Source organism: Spirosoma sp., assembly GCF_048594605.1.
In the GTDB taxonomy this organism is placed as follows: Bacteria; Bacteroidota; Bacteroidia; order Cytophagales; family Spirosomataceae; genus Spirosoma.
Genome location: NZ_JBMDWV010000301.1, coordinates 1 through 18,438, shown reverse-complemented (window position 1 = coordinate 18,438; position 18,438 = coordinate 1). Strand labels below are relative to the sequence as shown.

20 protein-coding genes are annotated in these 18,438 nt (G+C 46.8%); 7 read left to right on the top strand and 13 right to left on the bottom strand.

All coding sequences use genetic code 11. The features are described 5' to 3' along the window. Window positions 1–53 precede the first annotated feature (53 nt). Window positions 54–464 (top strand): hypothetical protein, encoded by a 411-nt coding sequence (locus tag ACOJS8_RS18345; protein WP_420150002.1) that lies wholly within the window; start codon window positions 54–56, stop codon window positions 462–464. A gap of 48 nt (window positions 465–512) precedes the next feature. On the opposite strand, the gene ACOJS8_RS18340 is transcribed toward ACOJS8_RS18345, so the two are convergent. Beyond that, window positions 513–1,106: a DUF4230 domain-containing protein gene (locus ACOJS8_RS18340; RefSeq protein ID WP_420150001.1), complete on the bottom strand. Its 594-nt coding sequence runs from the start codon at window positions 1,104–1,106 to the stop codon at window positions 513–515. Window positions 1,107–1,226: 120 nt separating this feature from the next. Then, window positions 1,227–2,525, bottom strand: a complete 1,299-nt coding sequence (gene hemA / locus ACOJS8_RS18335; protein WP_420150000.1) for a glutamyl-tRNA reductase — start codon at window positions 2,523–2,525, stop codon at window positions 1,227–1,229. 302 nt (window positions 2,526–2,827) lie between these two features. Here hemA and ACOJS8_RS18330 point away from each other — a divergent pair, with 302 nt between their 5' ends. After that, entirely contained in the window at window positions 2,828–4,021 is a 1,194-nt protein-coding gene (locus ACOJS8_RS18330; protein WP_420149999.1) for a sensor histidine kinase, read from the top strand. 16 nt (window positions 4,022–4,037) lie between these two features. Here the strand turns inward: ACOJS8_RS18330 and ACOJS8_RS18325 are convergent, their stop codons facing one another. Beyond that, window positions 4,038–4,580 carry a hypothetical protein gene (locus ACOJS8_RS18325; protein WP_420149998.1) on the bottom strand — a complete coding sequence of 181 codons (543 nt, stop codon included), beginning with the start codon at window positions 4,578–4,580 and terminating at the stop codon, window positions 4,038–4,040. A gap of 38 nt (window positions 4,581–4,618) precedes the next feature. On the opposite strand from ACOJS8_RS18325, the gene ACOJS8_RS18320 reads away from it, so the two are divergent. From ACOJS8_RS18320 to ACOJS8_RS18310, 3 genes are all read left to right on the top strand, one after another. Further along, window positions 4,619–5,698, top strand: coding sequence for an acyl transferase (locus ACOJS8_RS18320; RefSeq protein WP_420149997.1), 1,080 nt, complete (start codon window positions 4,619–4,621; stop codon window positions 5,696–5,698). A gap of 103 nt (window positions 5,699–5,801) precedes the next feature. Continuing rightward, on the top strand, window positions 5,802–7,823 hold the full coding sequence (gene uvrB, locus ACOJS8_RS18315) for an excinuclease ABC subunit UvrB (protein ID WP_420149996.1): 2,022 nt from the start codon (window positions 5,802–5,804) through the stop codon (window positions 7,821–7,823). A 148-nt stretch (window positions 7,824–7,971) separates the two neighbouring features. Beyond that, complete coding sequence (locus tag ACOJS8_RS18310) at window positions 7,972–8,499, top strand: DUF2911 domain-containing protein (RefSeq protein WP_420149995.1); 528 nt, start codon at window positions 7,972–7,974, stop codon at window positions 8,497–8,499. A gap of 28 nt (window positions 8,500–8,527) precedes the next feature. Here the strand turns inward: ACOJS8_RS18310 and ACOJS8_RS18305 are convergent, their stop codons facing one another. The 6 genes from ACOJS8_RS18305 to ACOJS8_RS18280 all read right to left on the bottom strand — a co-directional run bounded on the left by ACOJS8_RS18305 (window position 8,528) and on the right by ACOJS8_RS18280 (window position 13,156). Next, a complete protein-coding gene (locus ACOJS8_RS18305) occupies window positions 8,528–9,475 on the bottom strand; it encodes an alpha/beta hydrolase (RefSeq protein WP_420149994.1) in 948 nt (315 codons plus the stop codon). Between the two features lie 120 nt (window positions 9,476–9,595). After that, window positions 9,596–11,086, bottom strand: coding sequence for a Fe-S cluster assembly protein SufB (gene sufB, locus ACOJS8_RS18300; protein ID WP_420149993.1), 1,491 nt, complete (start codon window positions 11,084–11,086; stop codon window positions 9,596–9,598). A gap of 261 nt (window positions 11,087–11,347) precedes the next feature. Continuing rightward, a complete protein-coding gene (locus ACOJS8_RS18295) occupies window positions 11,348–12,061 on the bottom strand; it encodes a hypothetical protein (RefSeq protein WP_420149992.1) in 714 nt (237 codons plus the stop codon). 77 nt (window positions 12,062–12,138) lie between these two features. Then, on the bottom strand, window positions 12,139–12,528 hold the full coding sequence (locus tag ACOJS8_RS18290; protein WP_420149991.1) for a DoxX family membrane protein: 390 nt from the start codon (window positions 12,526–12,528) through the stop codon (window positions 12,139–12,141). A 76-nt stretch (window positions 12,529–12,604) separates the two neighbouring features. Beyond that, window positions 12,605–12,856 carry a hypothetical protein gene (locus ACOJS8_RS18285; RefSeq protein ID WP_420149990.1) on the bottom strand — a complete coding sequence of 84 codons (252 nt, stop codon included), beginning with the start codon at window positions 12,854–12,856 and terminating at the stop codon, window positions 12,605–12,607. Window positions 12,857–12,904: 48 nt separating this feature from the next. Next, complete coding sequence (locus tag ACOJS8_RS18280) at window positions 12,905–13,156, bottom strand: hypothetical protein (RefSeq protein WP_420149989.1); 252 nt, start codon at window positions 13,154–13,156, stop codon at window positions 12,905–12,907. Window positions 13,157–13,257: 101 nt separating this feature from the next. On the opposite strand from ACOJS8_RS18280, the gene ACOJS8_RS18275 reads away from it, so the two are divergent. Then, complete coding sequence (locus tag ACOJS8_RS18275) at window positions 13,258–14,052, top strand: alpha/beta fold hydrolase (RefSeq protein ID WP_420149988.1); 795 nt, start codon at window positions 13,258–13,260, stop codon at window positions 14,050–14,052. Between the two features lie 58 nt (window positions 14,053–14,110). Here ACOJS8_RS18275 and ACOJS8_RS18270 read toward each other — a convergent pair whose 3' ends face one another. Beyond that, on the bottom strand, window positions 14,111–14,773 hold the full coding sequence (locus ACOJS8_RS18270) for a peptidoglycan DD-metalloendopeptidase family protein (RefSeq protein ID WP_420149987.1): 663 nt from the start codon (window positions 14,771–14,773) through the stop codon (window positions 14,111–14,113). Window positions 14,774–15,065: 292 nt separating this feature from the next. Here ACOJS8_RS18270 and ACOJS8_RS18265 point away from each other — a divergent pair, with 292 nt between their 5' ends. Next, window positions 15,066–16,571 carry a peptide MFS transporter gene (locus ACOJS8_RS18265; protein ID WP_420149986.1) on the top strand — a complete coding sequence of 502 codons (1,506 nt, stop codon included), beginning with the start codon at window positions 15,066–15,068 and terminating at the stop codon, window positions 16,569–16,571. Window positions 16,572–16,581: 10 nt separating this feature from the next. Here ACOJS8_RS18265 and ACOJS8_RS18260 read toward each other — a convergent pair whose 3' ends face one another. From ACOJS8_RS18260 to ACOJS8_RS18250, 3 genes are all read right to left on the bottom strand, one after another. Beyond that, on the bottom strand, window positions 16,582–16,917 hold the full coding sequence (locus ACOJS8_RS18260) for a translation initiation factor (protein WP_420149985.1): 336 nt from the start codon (window positions 16,915–16,917) through the stop codon (window positions 16,582–16,584). A gap of 25 nt (window positions 16,918–16,942) precedes the next feature. After that, window positions 16,943–17,722, bottom strand: a complete 780-nt coding sequence (locus ACOJS8_RS18255; RefSeq protein ID WP_420149984.1) for a LytR/AlgR family response regulator transcription factor — start codon at window positions 17,720–17,722, stop codon at window positions 16,943–16,945. Between the two features lie 52 nt (window positions 17,723–17,774). Then, window positions 17,775–18,438 (bottom strand): sensor histidine kinase (locus ACOJS8_RS18250; RefSeq protein WP_420149983.1); only part of this gene is annotated, 664 nt, incomplete at its 5' end.

Here is an 18,438-nt window from a genome sequence, read left to right as displayed (position 1 = left end):
CCTGTCATCGGATAGCCGTAAAAGCTGTCTAGAAAATCAAAATTCGCAACGTAATGAAGATTATCAACATAGTTTTTTGGATTGGATGTGTGCTGATAGGAATGGCTAGCTTTCGGCCATCTTTACCTGATAACGGCCCATACGTATCGCCGTCTGTATCAGCCGATACCGTAAAAATAGATGCCGAAACGGGCTTGATCAACGACCCGAATCTGATGATGGTAAAGTCGCAATGTACGGCCTGCCATTCGTCAAAACTGATTCTGCAACATCGCTTTACGAGGGCTGGCTGGCTGGAGCGCATCCGATGGATGCAGAAATACCATAAACTCTGGGATTTGGGAGAGTCAGAAAAAGTGGTTTTGGATTACCTCGAAAAACACTACGGACCTCAGTCAGGCGAAGCAAAAGCAGCTTTCCGGCGCGCACCCTTGAAAAAGATTCAGTGGTATAAGTTGGACTAACAATTAATTACAGAGCATTCGTCGTTAGGACTGCTCTGTAATTAAAATTTACTCCCGAAAATCAAGTTTAATTTTCTTTCCGGAAACCCGTTCCAGCAGCGGACGTAGCATGCGGTCGGCGTTACGGCGGGTTTGCTCCAGAATGCCACTTTTTAGCGCTGATTGCTGAACCTGCCGCTCCGCCTGACGATATGCATCGCTCACTAATTGTGACTCGTTCAGAAACGAAAACCGGGTGTCGTACACGCGCGAGCGATCATGGTTGATCTTCCACCCGCAAAGTTCAGGTTTGGGCAATTGTACCGTAATGGAGTCGTCGTCAGCAATAATATTGGTTGCCGCGATTTGGGTCAAATCAATACAGCCAGTGGCTTCACTTTCAACAATGAGAATGGCGTTAGCATTGGGCAGAAACGTATTGATCTGTTCATGTTCAACAATATCCTTGAAGGTATATTTTACCAGTTCCAGCTTTCCCAAAGCCGTTACTTCTTTCAATATAATGCTTTGCGTCGTTTTGTCGCCCCGTCGGAAGCGACTTAAATAGTCATTGCCGCGAATTTGCTCCCAGATAGCAATCAATCCAACGCCTATAAGGGCAATGATAAACAAACGAAATAAAGCGTTGATGAGTCGGGACATAGTGCTTTTTAAGTTGCGAACGGGATTTTCTTAATGAACGAAAAAATAGCTTATAAGGCTATAATAAAAAACTCCCCAAGGATGCTTCCTCAGGGAGTTCAATGTGTATATCGGTAAATATTAGTAGCTACGTTTGGGCTCTTCAGCGGCCTGTTTCTCCAGATCAAACAAATCGTTCAGTACGTCGATAAGGGTTTCGGCTTCACCACGCTTGCAGGCAGCTTTAAGTTGCAACACAGGCAGTTTGATAATCTTTTGCATAATCCCCCGCGTAATTTTATCAACTTTTTCCGACTCATCAGGAGTCAGATGCTTTAGATGCCGGGCAATTTCATCGCGACGAATCTGCTCCAGGGCATTTTTCAGCTTGTTGATCGTGGGCGATACAACCATCTCTTTCGACCAGTCGCCGAATTCCGTTACAGCCTGAGTTATAATCGCTTCGACCTGCGGAATGGCAGCCAGACGTTGCTGAAGGGCTTCGTCGGCACGATTCCGGATATGGTCGATGTTATAGACCAGTACACCCGGAATTTGCTCAACAGCTGCATCAACGCTACGTGGTACGGATAAATCAATGAAATACTTAAACGTTAGTACTTTAATCGTTTGCAGCAATGTGGGCGTAATGAGTGGATCATCAAGCATCACCGATGAAATAATGACATCAGCCCGCTGAATCTCATCCGTCAAATCCGCAAAATTGGCAACGCGGAAACCGAGCTGACTGGCCAGTGCTTCTGCTTTCGCCTGGGTGCGGTTGCAGAGCGTAATATTGGCTCGGTTCCAAACTCCGCCAGAGCGGGCTTCCAGATTTTTGCAAACATCTGTTCCGATTTCACCCAGACCAATGACCAGTACGTTTGGGCTTTGATGATCACCGACCAACTCTTCGATAAGTTCAACCGCAGCGTAGGAAACCGAAGCGGCTCCATCGCGGAATGGTGTTTCCTGAGCGACCCGTTTATTCGTAAAGAAAATCGTGTGCATCAGCCGGTGCAGAAATGGACCTGCCATCTCTAAATCGGCCGACCATTGATACGATTGCTTTACCTGATTCGGTATCTGCATATCGCCGACGACCTGCGAATGCAGACCAACACAGACTTCAAACAGGTGTCGGACAGCATCGTCGTGGGCATTGAAAAACTCGAAATAAGGCAAATAGTTGTCTGTATTGATCAGACCTTTCTCAATCAATAGCAGCCGGGCAATGTCGGCGTTTAGGTCCTGCTCGAAAGCATAGTATACTTCGGTTCGGTTGCAGGTAGAGATAACTAACAGATCAGCTAGCCCGAAGAAGTCCCGCAATCGGAGCATCAATCGCTTGGCTTCGTCTTCATTAAGTGCAATTAATTCCCGTACCTGAAGCGGTGCTGTCTTATGGGATAAACTAATTGCTTTGAAGGTATCTAACATTGCTATAAATCGTACTAATTGGCCTTCGCCTAGACAAAATTACAGTATAATTGCCGTACCTGAATGGCCACTGACCAATCGGTTTGCTATTTAGAATTTATCCAAATAATTGCGTTGTGTCCAGGCTCAATCCTATTTTAAATTTTAACACAAATACGGCTGCGGACGTTCGATTTTACACAATTGAAGCACTTTTATCGTTAACAAATGAGAGTGATACGTCCAACTGGAATCAATACGGATCGATAAATACATAGGTTGCTTATCGTGCTTGAATTTAACCAGGTAAGTAACCCCACACTATGCTGAAGTCATTCGACATTTATAGTCAGAACAATGTTCTGAAGATTATAGTAGCACTGAATCTACTATTGGTGGGAACAGGCTCGCTGCTTTATACAAATCGGCTGATTACAAAGCTGGAAGACAGAGAGAAGCAGTACGTTCAGCTGTACGCCAAGAGCATCGCTTTTTTGGTAGATACTAGTCATACGAATTCCGCCGACCTTAATTTCGTAACAAGTGAAATTCTGGAAGCTAACAAAACGATTCCGGCTATCTACGTCAACCATGATGGGCATATCGCCCAGTATCGAAATTTTGTTATAGACAAAACTCTGCCCGCTGAACAAACCCAAAAGATTTTACGTGAGAAAATTGTTGAAATGCGGAAAAACCACGAACCTATACTTGTAGAAATGGGCGATGGTCAACGCGGACTCGTTTATTATAATAACTCCAGTTTACTCAGGCAATTAACCTACTTCCCTTATGCTCTCTTAGTCATTCTAACAGCCCTGGGCGTATTAGCATATCTGGCTTTTAGTTCATCGCGACGAGCAGAGCAGAACCGGGTCTGGGTTGGCTTGGCTAAGGAAACGGCCCATCAGCTCGGTACACCCATGTCGTCGCTCATGGCTTGGGTAGAGTATATGCGTTCCGATCCTGATCAGTTTGATACGTCGATTACGGACGAGATTGAGAAGGATGTTCAGCGTCTGGAAACCATTACGGCTCGCTTTTCGAGTATTGGTTCCGTACCGACGCTGAAAGAGGAAAATCTGAACGACGTAGTGCGTCAGTTTACTGACTACTTATCAAAGCGTATTTCAACCAAAGTGAAGATGAGCCTTACCAGCCAACTGCCACCCAATGAGATGGTCAGGATTAATAAATTGCTGTTTGAATGGGTAATCGAAAATATCTGCAAGAATGCCGTCGATGCAATGAAAGGAACGGGCGAACTTCGTCTGAATATCACGCAATTACCTCATAAAGGAGTAGCTATCGATATTACCGATACAGGTAAAGGAATCTCGAAAGCCAATATGCAGAAAGTATTTTCGCCAGGTTTCAGCACTAAAAAGCGTGGCTGGGGACTTGGTTTGACGTTAGCTAAACGTATAGTCGAAGAATACCACAGCGGTAAGCTATTCGTCAAAAGCTCGGAAATTGGCAAAGGCACTACGTTCCGGATTGTTCTGAACGCCGACTGATATTCAGTCAGATTGTCTAATTAAAAAAAGGCAGCGAGATCGTATCGGTTTCTATGACATTACTTTCCTGCAAAGCCCGATCCCGAATCTTGATTTGAAATTTGGTTGGGTAAAACCGGGAACCAACTCCGTACTGGTAAACCTGATTAAAATCAAGCGTTCCCTCAATAGCACCCTTGGGCTTATCTTTAGCCAGGTTAGGAAATGTAAGGAAGTTGTTGATTGGAAGCTTAAGTTCTACGTACTGTCTGTTAATCAAACGAAAAGTCTTTATCTGATAGTTGCTCCAGCCACCGTTTGAGAAATAGCGGGTAGAGTCTGCTTTGTAGGTGTCTGAGCTGGTACCCAGGTCACCATCGCCGTCTTTGAAGCCAATTGTAATCACAATTGAATCGCGTTTGGATTGACCGACTCCTGAACCGGCTGCTATGGTGTACTTATCAATGCCTTTAAACTCAATAGCGGGCGTATTGGAGTAATCGGGTTCGTTAAAACAGGACGATAAAGTCAGGGCGATGCCTAACACGAAGAAATACGGTTGAATTAGTTGCCGTCGCATACTGTTGTACTCGTTGTGCAATAAACGCTTTTATTACTTTGTCTTTTTCATTAACACTTTCGCCCGAAGCCGTTACGCATCGGCAGTCACTTCGACAGCAGATTCTGAATCTTGGCAGCCGTTTACTCGATCGTGCTACGTTCGAATCGCTGGCGTTAGCTGTTTTTCGCTATCAGGCGCATCATAACGCAATCTATCGTAATTATCTGCGCTATCTGCATATACAGCCTGACCGGATTACTGCCTTGCGCCAGGTTCCGTTTATGCCGATCGGTTTCTTTAAAAAACATACCGTACTGACGGGTACGCCTGCTAACCTTTTTGATACGTTGACATTCGCCAGCAGCGGTACTACTGGCGAACAAACCAGTCGTCACTACGTACCTGACGCTGCCCTCTATGATGCCGTCAGTGTGCAGATTTTCGAGCAAACCTACGGTTCCTTAACCGACTTTCATATTCTGGCGCTGCTGCCGTCATACCTTGAACGAAATAACTCCTCACTGGTGTATATGGTTCAGCAATTTATGGCGCGTACTACGTCAAATCAGTCCGGTTTTTTTCTGCACAATCACCAGGAACTGACGGCTACGCTCCAGCAACTTGCCCGGCAGAAAGATTCAAAAAAGATTTTGCTGATTGGCGTTACGTTCGGCTTGCTCGATTGGGCTGAATCGGGACAGGATTTATCGTTTCTGGGACAATTGCCTAACCTCATTGTTATGGAAACCGGCGGGATGAAAGGACGCCGAAAAGAACTATTACGTGAAGAAGTGCACGAAATTTTAATGAATCAGCTAGGCATTCGTGCGGTTCACTCTGAATATGGTATGACTGAACTGCTTTCGCAGGCCTATTCAACAGGCAATGGCGTGTTCAGCCCAAGCCCGACGCTACGTGTTTTTCTGCGTGATATCAACGACCCGTTTCTAATCTATCCCGACGACTATACGCGCACCGGCGGTATGAACGTAGTAGACCTGGCTAATCTGGATTCGTGTTCGTTTATCGAAACTCAGGATTTAGGGCAGTACGTTAGTCAGGAGGCCGATTTTCGTGTGATCGGTCGATTTGATAATTCGGATGTTCGGGGCTGTAACCTGATGGTGTTGTCGTAACAATCGGTTGGTTATTTATACCAGATAGAGTGGGTTTATTTCAGAACCCGCCTTGCTATCCAGCCTAAAACTTCGTAAATTAGCCAGATTCTAAACGCTGCTAATGAACTTTAAATTAACCTCAGAATTTCAGCCTACCGGCGATCAGCCGAAGGCTATCGAGCAACTAGTCAAGGGTGTAAATGAAGGCGAATCTGCCCAGGTATTGTTAGGCGTGACGGGGTCCGGTAAGACCTTTACGGTAGCTAACCTCATTGCACAGACCAACCGTCCAACGCTCGTACTGAGCCACAACAAAACCCTGGCCGCTCAGCTTTACGGTGAATTCAAGCAATTCTTCCCCGAAAATGCGGTTGAGTACTTTATTTCTTATTACGACTACTATCAGCCGGAAGCGTACATTGCAACGACCAATACGTACATTGAAAAAGACTTGGCCATCAATGAAGAAATCGACAAGTTACGGCTGTCGGCCACTTCAGCACTGATGAGCGGCCGTCGCGATGTAATTGTGGTCGCGTCGGTGTCGTGCATTTACGGAATGGGAAATCCCGACGAGTTTAAGCGGAACGTAGTACGGATTGGGGTTGGCGAACGACTGAGCCGTAACCAGTTTTTACACCAGCTTGTCGAGATTTTATACAGCCGAACGGAAGGCGAATTCCAACGGGGTAGTTTCCGGGTGAAAGGCGATACGGTTGATGTGTACGTAGCGTACGCTGATTTTGCTTATCGGATTATTTTCTTCGGCGACGAAATTGAAACCATACAACGTATCGACCCATCAACAGGGAAGAAAATTTCGGATGAAAATCTGGTAGCCATTTTCCCTGCCAATCTGTTCGTTACGGGACGGGATACGCTCAACAACGCCATGTATGAAATTCAGGACGACCTGGTGGCGCAGATCCGCTATTTTGAATCGGAGTTTCGGGAGCAGGAGGCTACCCGTATCCGCGAACGTACCGAATTTGACCTTGAAATGATGCGTGAACTGGGGTATTGTTCAGGTATCGAAAACTATTCCCGCTATTTTGACCGTCGTTTACCCGGCCAGCGCCCTTTCTGTCTGCTTGATTATTTCCCAGATGATTATCTATTAGTCGTCGACGAAAGTCACGTAACGATTCCGCAGATACGAGCCATGTGGGGTGGCGACCGATCCCGCAAAACGGCGCTGGTTGACTATGGTTTCCGGCTGCCTTCGGCGATGGATAACCGTCCACTTACATTCCAGGAGTTTGAGGATATGTCAGGGCAAACGATATACGTATCGGCCACGCCATCCGATTACGAACTACGTAAGAGTGAAGGCGTTGTGGTTGAACAATTGATTCGGCCAACGGGTCTGCTCGATCCTGAAATCGAAGTACGTCCAAGCCTTAATCAGATCGACGATTTACTGGAATCAATTGACAGCCGGGTTAAGAAAAATGAGCGCGTATTGGTTACTACGTTGACGAAACGAATGGCCGAAGAACTGACCAAGTACCTTGAACGCGTGGGAATTAAAACCCGATACATTCACTCCGAAGTTAAAACGCTCGACCGGGTAGAAATTCTGCGGGATTTGCGGCTTGGCAATTTCGATGTACTGGTAGGGGTGAATTTGTTACGTGAAGGGCTGGATTTGCCCGAAGTTTCGCTGGTTGCCATCATGGACGCCGATAAAGAAGGGTTTCTGCGCGACATTCGCTCATTGATACAGACTATTGGCCGGGCGGCACGTAACGCGAACGGCAAAGTGATCATGTATGCCGATACCATTACGGGATCGATGCAGAAAGCAATTGACGAAACGAACCGCCGTCGGGCCATCCAGATGGAGTACAACACCGATCATGGCATTACACCGACAACGGTTCTGAAATCTCGTGAGGCCATTATGGGCCAAACGAAAGTGGCTGACTCGAAACCCAAGCACTTCTATGTTGAACCGGAAGAGATCCGTATTGCAGCTGATCCGGTGGTGCAGTACATGGGCAGGGGCGATCTGGAAAAGATGATCAATGAAACGCAATCCAAAATGGAACGGGCTGCTAAAGATCTTGATTTTCTGGAAGCGGCTCGCCTGCGGGATGAGTTATTTCAGTTAAGGGATAAATTGAAAAAGGAGACTGCATAAATCTGAGATAATTTAAGAACTGAGACCATCACGCTCATATTTCCTTGAGGTAATGCGATTCGTGTGGACGCGTTACCTCATTGTATTTTACGGCTAAGCCAAAATCTTCCTACCTTGCAGCCTATCAGCTAAAATCACTGATTTCATTATGAAACGGATTCTTATTATCCTGGGTATTATTGCAGCTATTGCGCTCGTTGGCTTTTTTACACTACGTAGCTGGACCAAATCCAGCAGCCCTGAAGCAATCGCTCAGATTGATCAGAATGGCTTGAAAATAAAAGTAGATTACTGTCAGCCTTACAAAAAAGGACGTAAAATTTTTGGTGGACTGGTGCCTTACGGAAAAGTTTGGCGTACTGGTGCCAACGAAGCAACCGTCATCGACTTTGATCAGAACGTAATTGTGGCAGGGCAGCCTCTGGATGAAGGCGAATATTCACTCTGGACAATCCCGTCTCAGGACGGCTGGATCGTTATTTTTAACAGTGAAACCGGCCAATGGGGAACAAATTATGACCAGACAAAAGACGTACTACGTGTTCCGGTCGTTTCGCGCAAACACAGTCCAATGGCTGAGCAATTTTATATCAGCTTCGTTCCGGCAACGAATGGTACTGATATGATGCTGGTTTGGGATGAAACCGAAGCAGTTGTTCCTATCCAGAGACGGTAACGCTCCGGCCTCTACTGGAAGCCTTGATTTACCGATGAAAACTGGCTGCAATAAATTTTAGCGCGTCAGGCAAGCCAGTACGCCAGTATGTCCACGTATGAGCGCCATCCCGGGCCCGGTATTCGTGCGGAATTTTGCGATCAAGCAACGCAATATGCAGCATTGCGTTGCCTACGGTCAGTCCGTCGTCGTCGCCACAATCGATGTACCAGCGAACTTTGCCAAGATCACCTTCGGGAGCTGATTTAGCCAGAATGATCGGGCTATTCCGTTTCCAGGTAATCGTCAACCGTTCTTCGCCCTTGACCGGCCCGCTGAACAAAGGCGCATATACCGTATTATATCGTTCGTCGGGAACGCTCATGAGTGCTTCGTCTGTGCGGACAGCCGCGCTAAGGGCAGCGCAGGCACTAAAAAGTTCGGGGTGATGCATCGCCAGCACTAACGACCCATAGCCACCCATTGATAAACCCGAAACTGCCCTGAACTCCCGTTGTGGCCGCGTCCGAAACATGGTATCGATGTGTGAAATGAATTCCTGCACAAACATATCCTCGTAACGTACCTTGCTCTGATAATCGTTGATGTAGAACGTAGCACCGGCATCAGGCATCACAATAATCATCGGCGGGAACTCTCCTGACCGTATTCCTGCATCGGCAATGCGGTCGGCTTCACCAAATTGAACCCAGCTGGTTTCATTATCGCCCAGGCCGTGCAGCAGATACAGCACCGGATACCGCCGGGTTGAGGTGTAATAATCGGGGGGTAAGTAAATTGAGAATTTAACTGCCCGGTTCAGCAATGAGCTATTCATTATCATGCTTTCAAGCAGCCGTGTTTGCGGAGCTGCCACAACCGGCACAGGGCCATTGTTTTGTGGAGCAGTCAGTTCGGCCCGTCGACGCGATTGAGCTGTAGCTGTGAAGACTAGCAAGCTAAAAAATAAGCAGAGCAGAACAGGACGTAGCGGCATCAGGCAGTGCAAATAAAAAGGGCTGGTAAATTGAATACGAAATTTAGGTATTCTTAGTGTGCATAAAAAAGCCTCAATGTTTCCAGAGAGGCTTTAAATGGGATATGTGCTTAAAATTGGCTACCCAACACTGCCTTCGAGGCTGATGGCCAGCAATTTCTGCGCTTCAACGGCAAACTCCATCGGCAACTGGTTGAGCACTTCCTTGGCATAACCATTAATAATCAGCGCTACAGCCTGCTCAGTTGGAATACCCCGCTGGTTGCAATAGAATAACTGATCTTCCCCAATTTTCGACGTAGTGGCTTCGTGCTCGACCGTAGCACTTGGATTGTTTACCTCCAGATACGGGAACGTATGCGCGCCACATTTATCGCCCAGTAACAGCGAATCGCATTGGGAGTAATTACGGGCATTTTCGGCACGTTTCAGTACCTGAACTAAGCCACGATATGAATTTTGGCTCTTACCAGCCGATATTCCTTTCGATACAATCCGGCTCCTGGTGTTTTTGCCAATATGGATCATTTTCGTACCTGTATCGGCCTGCTGCATATTGTTTGTAACCGCCACCGAATAAAACTCACCTATGGAATTGTCTCCTTTCAGAATCACCGAAGGATATTTCCAAGTAATGGCAGAGCCGGTTTCGACCTGTGTCCAGGAGATTTTGGCGTTCGGGCCGTCGCAGATGCCGCGCTTGGTTACGAAGTTGTAAATACCGCCTTTGCCGTCCTTATCGCCCTGATACCAGTTTTGTAGGGTCGAATATTTAATTTCTGCATCAGCATGAGCAATCAATTCTACAACCGCTGCATGGAGTTGATTCTCATCACGCATGGGGGCCGTACAGCCTTCCAGATAGCTCACATACGAACCTTCATCGGCGATAATCAGCGTTCGCTCAAACTGGCCCGTTCCGGCTGCGTTGATGCGGAAATAAGTCGAGAGTTCCATAGGGCAACGTACTCCCTTAGGAATGTAACAGAAAGATCCGTCGGTAAATACGGCTGCGTTCAGGGCGGCAAAATAGTTGTCTTTGGCTGGCACAAACGAACCGAGGTATTTTTTTACCAGTTCAGGATGCTCATGAATAGCCTCTGTGATCGAGCAGAAAATAATACCGCGTTCGGCAAGGTCTTTTTTGAACGTAGTGGCTACAGAAACGGAGTCCATCACGGCATCGACAGCCACTCGCGGCCGATCACTCGCCGATTCTTCGGCGGGGCCGTCAACCACACCTGCCAGCCGCTTCTGTTCCTGTAGCGAAATGCCAAGCCGCTTAAACGTATCGAGCAGTTCGGGATCAATTTCGTCGAGCGAGTTGACCGTTTTTTTCTGCTTCGGTGCCGAATAATACTTAATAGCCTGATAATCAATCTTTGGATACGTAACGTTCGGCCAGTGTGGTTCCGTCATTTCCTGCCACATCCGAAATGCCTTCAGCCGATTCTCGAGCAGCCAGTCCGGCTCGTTTTTCTTCGCCGAAATAAAGCGGATAGTACTCTCATCAAGACCAGCCGGTGCTTCGTCAGCCTCGATCAAAGTCTCGAATCCGTATTTATATTCGGCGTTGGTTATGCTTTCTAAAATGTCAGCGTCCTTGCTCATAGTCTCGGTTAGTCGCGTAGGTTTTTATTCCCTCGCAGTATATTTATCAACAATTTGCCGGCTAGGTACGTTCCGGGCAGATTGGACAAATATCGGAAACTTTCCCTTATATAAATTATCTCACTACGTGTAGTCTATCTACTTATAACGAGTCTAATCTACGCATTGACCCGATAGAGCGATGACGTTACGTTGAATTGGTTTTAACTAACAAATGCTACCGCACGCAGTAGCATTTGTTACGTTGAGTAAATCAGTCAGCTATTGGGTTAACTTCGTTGTCACTTTAATATTACTGTAATACAGGGTTGTCAGGCCTTCGAATCCTGAGTCGGTGCCAACCAGCAGCCAGAGTTCGCCGTTTGCATTACTACGTGCCGTAAAAGGCTTGTCGGCGTTAGAGCGGGAAATCAGTTTGTAGCCTGTTACGTCATCGCCTGTTCCAACATTGCCTAAAGTAATGGCATCTTTGCCGTCGGCAAGCTGAGCGCCTTTATCAATGTTGAGTGAATAAAAGTTGTCTTTCAACTGCTTAACCGGCTCAACGGACGTAGCACCTGCTTTCAAATAGACGCTACTGCCGGGCGAACCGCCAATTCCAACGGAATTAGTTGGGTATTGAGAAGCCAGTTCAATGTCAAACAATAACGAGTAGTCGGTATTGGGCTGTAGCCCCGTTACTTTTTTCTTGATAAACATAAAGGCATCGTCACTACGATTCATGCTCTCAAGCATCAGCGATTTGCGGGTTGAATCCAATGGAGCTGGTAAGCCTGTTCTGGCTGATTTGAACTCCATAATACTATCTTGTTCGGTGCCGTATTCAACAATCTCGGCCGTCCAGCCGTCGCTATCGTTCCGGAAATTAGATTGATAGGGAAGACCTGGTTGAGCGGGTACATTTTCCTGTTGGCAAGCGGTAAAAAAGAGGAGACTGCTCGTAAAAACAGAAGCAAAAAACAACGTTGATTTCATTAGTAACTCGAATTGGTTTCCTATACGGACTCCAGCAAGCTGGCAACCGTTGTAATAGGATGGAAAAATCAATGAAATCAGCGATAGCGATTACGGGCCGAGGTATCTAATCCACGTAATGCCAGATAAAACGCAATAACGTAGATCATCTGCGTTCCAGCCGTATTCCAGTCTTCCTTTAGGGTTGTGCCGAAGAGTAAGGCCCCCACCGTCAGACCGCCAATAAAATAGCCCCACTTACCAAACTGACCGCCTATTAAAATCAGAACGCCACTCACAAGCTCAACAAAAGGAAGAGCATAAAGAAATGACTTTGTCAGTAAAGGAGGTAGGATCGTTTGGGAAAACCCGGCTGCCATTTTTGCTACAAATGCAGACAGTTTAGGAATTCGTACCAGCCCATGCATGAGCATATTAATACCTAGCCCAATACGTATGACAAGCTGAGCTAATAGATTGGTATTCATACGGCGATAAATAATGTATACTTAAAGATGGAGATTGATTCTGAATATCCAGCAACCTTTTCCATTTTCTTTACCATTATTCATTTGAATCGTTGGCCTCCCCATTTTCTACGTTTTCCTCAATTAAAACATCATCGTTAATGGCCTCTATGTCGGCATTCTCGTCAATAGTCTCTGCTTTCTCGGGTTCAGGGCCCTGTGCTTTTACCGGATTGATAAAATCGTTTTGTGAAACGCCCGGACTAGCTTCCTGCCCTTGAGCCATCAGCTGAACAACGCCCTGATTATCGTCGTTTGCCGGGTTATACGCTTTATTGCTGGATTCCATAGTGATACGTATGATGTTTTAGATTTACAGTATGCGTCTGTGCTACGTTTATACACTGCCCGAACGGGTTACGTGTCCGCCTAAGGCATAATTATCGTCCTGATGATGATCGTGTTCGCCTGTGGGGTCACCGTCTTCATCGACAGGTTCGTCATCTGCGTCTTCATCGTTAAGGTCGTCGTCGCCATCGTCAATTGCGGCTCCGCTCTGGTTTTTGAAGTCGTTGGGGTCAATAAGTCCCATGGGTGAGGCAATTGGCTCTGTGTCAGTCGTGTTCTGATGATCTGATAGCGTTTTCATAGTCGTTGAATTGTTTGTTGTACGTTTGATAACCCGGTAGATTGCCGAAAGGTTAGACTTATTCGGTTGTCTTCTACAGTCTAACCTTCCTGTCGCTCATAATGAAGCTATTTCTGATTGTTATCAGCGTATTTTCTTCTTTAGCAGGATATACGCAAGCAAGCCGTGAGCCGTTGTTTACTTCGTTCGACGGAACAAAAATTCATTACGATATTCTCGGCGAGGGTAAGCCCGTTGTGTTGCTGCATGGCTTTATCAGTAACAGCGAGAGCTGGAAACGCGCTCCGGTTCGACAGGCGCTGGCCAATGCTGGATTCAAGGTGGTAACACTTGATTTGCGTGGTAATGGCTTATCGGACAAGCCACATGCAGCCGATGCTTATCGCGATAATGGTGAACTGAAGGACGTAATGGCGCTGATGAAACACCTCGGTTTGGCCAATTACGACGTAGTGGGCTATTCGCGCGGAGCTATCCTGACCGCAAAATTGCTGACGATGGACAAACAAGTCCGCCGGGCGGTGATGGGTGGGATCAGTGTTGATTTTTCCGATCCAAACTGGATAAGGCGTAAGAATTTCTTCGAAGCTCTAACGAAACCCGGCAGTCATCCTGAATTACAGCCAGCAATCGATTATGCTCAGAAATCGGGGGCCGATATGATTGTACTGGCTCGTTTGCAGGAGTTCCAGCCCGTTACGTCCCGCGCAGAATTGGCTCAGATCAAAATTCCTGTTTTGGTTGTCAATGGCGACCAGGACAAAGACAACGGCGATCCGCAGACGCTGGTCGATGCCATACCGGGTTCTCGACTGGTTCTCGTTCCGGGCGATCACGGTGGTGCAATGCGAACCGAGGAGTTTGCGAAAGCGGTTGTAGGGTTTTTAAAAAACTGATTTTTTAGTTTTTTGTGCTAAGTGGTGCAGGAAAAAGTACTACGTATCAATCAACGTATCAGGCCAGCCCTTGAATACCCAGCCACTTATTGGGGTTAGGGCAGAGCGCCAGAAATTTTTCGCGGTCACGTAGCGAACAGACACCGGGAAAATCCCCTTTCAGACCGAGCATATCGGTCATAAGCTGAAAATGCAGATGCGGGGGCCAGTCGCCGTTTTCAGGATAAGGGCCAATCTCGCCAAGTTTTTCACCCGCTTCAAAAGGTTTTCCTTCATACAACCCTTCCAGCGATTGACGAGTCATATGATCATATAACGAAAAGCGTGGCTGATCCGCTACGTTGCGATGTTCCAGAATAATGGTCGGGCCGTAGTCGCCAAAGTTGGCATTATCCTGAAAACTATGAATGGTCCCGGCTATTGGGGCATAAACGGGTGTCCCGGCATCGGTCCAGAAGTCGATGCCCAGATGAATTTCGCGGGGTCCGGCAGACCGGGGTTCCTCTTCCAGTGAATTGAAATGCTGACTCCGGCGATAAATAACCCGGTGTTCGTTATAACCACCTATGCCCACCTTAGCGTTTGCTGCCTTTAACTTATCAAATACGTAGTCGGTAAACGTAGCGGTATCGGTCAGATCGAGATGGGCAAGGTCCGGATTCGTAGCAGAGAAATCGAGAATTACATATGAATCCCGCTGAAAATCAAAGGGTAGAAGCATTGATGAGTTTGGATTATAAGTATTGGTTTCTGGTGCCAGGATGATTCGAGAAAAATGGTTAGACTTTTTCTGCTCAAAGAAAATACTACGTCTGGTATTTCCAACTAGTGTACTGTTTATGCATGGATTAATGGCAAAAAACAGGCTATTTCTTACCTAAAAAGAGAGAGTGTGTAACCCTGTTTTTAAAGAATACTGTACAGATCATTCGCCCGCCAAAGGTATATTTACGGTTATTTTTCTCGTTATTGACGTAATATTCTTCGGCAAACTGATTGGTTATCCCAACTCTATGGAAGCTACAATTGAAAAACCCGTTAATCAACCTACATTCTTTGGTCATCCGGTTGGCCTTTTTGTTCTGTTTTTTACCGAAATGTGGGAGCGATTCAGTTATTACGGGATGCGGGCTATTCTGCTGCTATTCCTGATTGATAACGTTCGGGGAGGTATGGGATTGAATGAAACCGAAGGCGCTGCTATTTATGGAATTTATACGGCCTCCGTTTACCTGCTTTCATTGCCCGGTGGCTGGATTGCCGATAACGTATTGGGACAGCGCAAATCGATCTGGTACGGTGGCTGGATTATCATGCTTGGCCACGTCATTTTAGCCATCCCGTCCGGGCCGGGCGTTTTTTATTTAGGCCTTTGTACAGTCGCAACTGGTACAGGTTTATTGAAGCCAAATATTAGCAGTGTTGTAGGGGAGTTGTATCCCGAAGGTGGAGCACGTAAAGATGCGGCTTTTTCAATTTTCTATATGGGTATCAACCTTGGCTCGCTGCTTGGAATTTCTATAGTTGGTTATCTGGGACAGCGAGTTGGCTGGCACTATGGATTCGGCGCTGCGGCTGTGGCAATGGCATTAGGTCTTGTTACGTTCCGATTATTTGGCCAGCGTTATCTTGGCGACTATGGTAATTACGTAGCACAACCGACAACAGACACTGGTAAATCGTCGGCTGGCAATCGCTCTCTAATCGGATTTCTGGCAGTCATCGTCGTGCTGCTGGCCACTTTGCAATTTACCGGTGTTCTGGATATGACCACAGCGCAGGGCCTGGCGCAGGCAATGGGCGCTATTATTTCGCTAACGGCCGTGGGTTATTTTGTTTACATCCTCTCGGCAGGCGGATTAGATGCCGTAGAGAAGAAACGGCTGGTTGTGCTGTTTACGTTTTTTCTGGCGTCGGCTTTATTTTGGGCTGGAAATGAACAACAGGGATCATCGCTGCAAATATTCGCCGATCGGTACACTGATCTTAACCTACTGGGTTGGGAAGTACCATCGAGCTGGTTTCAGAATCTCAATTCCGCTTTCATTCTTCTTTTTTCACCCATACTGGCTTCCCTCTGGATATTTCTGGCCAATCGAAAGGCTAATTTTTCCGTCCCTGCCAAGTTCGCAACGAGTCTGCTTTTTCTGGGTTTGGGCTACGTAGTTATGGTAATTGCTTCCAAACTGGCATTGACAGGTGTCCGTACATCTCCGTTATATCTGGTATTTACCTATCTGTTTATAACACTTGGCGAGCTGTTTCTAAGTCCGGTTGGTTTGAGTGCGTTCTCCAAGCTGGCACCCAAGCGATATACCAGTCAGCTGATGGGGCTTTGGTTTGTTGGTACGTCGCTGGGGAATCTGATTGCGGGGCTCTTTGCCGGGGGATTTGACGAGGAAAACGTGCATCAGATGCCCGCCCTATTCCAGAGTGTAGCTTATTTTGGCCTGGGCGCGGGTTTCATCCTGCTTCTTTTCGCCAAACCTTTGAAGAAATGGATGGGAGGAATTGACTAGGATTAGATAATTATCCTCCTGCTTTCCTGGCTTTGTAGCCTTTGCCGGTAAGCCACGTTAACACTTTGTCACGGTGATCGCCCTGAATTAAAATTTCGTCATCTTTTGTTGAACCGCCTGAGCCACAGGCGGTTTTTAGTTGTTTGCCGAGGTCGGCCAAATCGGTGCCGGTACCAATAAAACCACGTATCGTCGTAACTACTTTGTTGCCACCCAGTTTAACCAGCCAGATTTTGAGGTTTTGCTGGGAAGGAGACAACGTAGCGACTTCGGCAGACTCGTCAGACTGGTATTCGAAATCGGGATTTGTCGAATAAATAATGCCCGATCGGTTTTTCTTGCTCATGCGTGCAAAAATACAAGCTATTACATCATAACTCCATTAATTGCCGAACGGCTTCGCCATACGTACTGCCGGTGGTTAGTTTAGTGCCTTTTTTGTCGTTCATAACCAGCACAAATTTTCCGTCGAAATGGCGATGGACTTCATTGATTTTATGCCGGTTTACCATTGCCGACCGACTCACGCGCACAAACGTATCGGGTAATTTCTCGTTCAGAATCGTCAGCGTGTAGGTCGTCAGATACTTCTGCCCCTCTGTTGTTGCCAGAAATACGTATTTGTCTTCGGCTTCGAAATAAGCAATGTCGGAGAGAGGTATCAGAATGATTTTTTCGCCGGTTTTAACCGATATCGAATAAATTTCTTTTTTCGGCTGCATCTGTGCCAGCAGTCGCATTACATTCTCCGTCATCGGATTGCTGTTTACCTGATCTTCATTACGCTCGACCAGCGTCCGGATTTTTTGTGCCGTTCGTGCCAACCGTTCAGCTTCGATGGGTTTTAACAGATAATCAACCGAGTTTTCTTCGAAGGCGCGAATAGCGTACTGATCAAAGGCCGTTGCGAAAACAACCATAGGTACAGTCGTTACTTTCGACAGCATCTCGAAGCCGTTCAGTAATGGCATTTCAATATCCAGAAAGATGACCTCCGGCTGTTCGGCTTCGATCAGTGTCAGGCCTTCAGCGCCATTAGACGCTTCTCCGATTATGTCGAACGTATCACGGTGTTTATCCAATAGGCGTCGTAATCGGTTGATTGCCAGGGGTTCGTCGTCGATGAGTAGTGTTTTAAGAGGTAATGTCATGATTGTAAACAGTCATTAATACGATTTTGGAGTGGAAATTCATAATTCCGAACTAAGAAGGTTCGCCGGATAATAGGCTGATCGGTTCGGCGCGAACTTTATCCATGCGAATGGAAAGTAAAACCTGTTTGAGCGGCCAGTTCTGAAGTTCGACCCGAGCGGCATCGCCGTAAAGCAGTTTAAGCTTATCCTGTATGCTACGTAGCCCATATCCACCATCCATATCGTCGGGGAAAGCCGGGCCATTGTCGTGGACGCATAGGTGGAGTTCGCCTGCTTTCTCATAAATCCGTACGTCGATACGTCCCAGATCGGCACGTTTGGCAATACCGTGCTTGATGGCATTTTCGACGACGGGTTGAAGCAGAAACTGAGGGAGTTTCAATTCACGGAGCGCAGGGTCAGAAACCTCAACACTGAACGAAAGACGGTTTCCAAAACGAACCTGTTCGACTTTCAGGTACGTCTGAACCATTTCTAGTTCGTCGGCCAACGTAGCAAATAACTCGCCGTTACGTCCGGTGGAATAGCGAAAGAGTTTTGACAGAAGCAGCGTCATCTCTTCGGCTTTATCCGGATCGTCGTGCACCAGGCTGGCAATGCTATTCAACGAATTATACAGAAAATGTGGGTTGATTTTGGCCTGTAACGCATCCAGTTCAGCGCGGGTTTTTAACTTCTCCAGATTGAGTAGTTGAAACTCCTGCTCGGAAAGC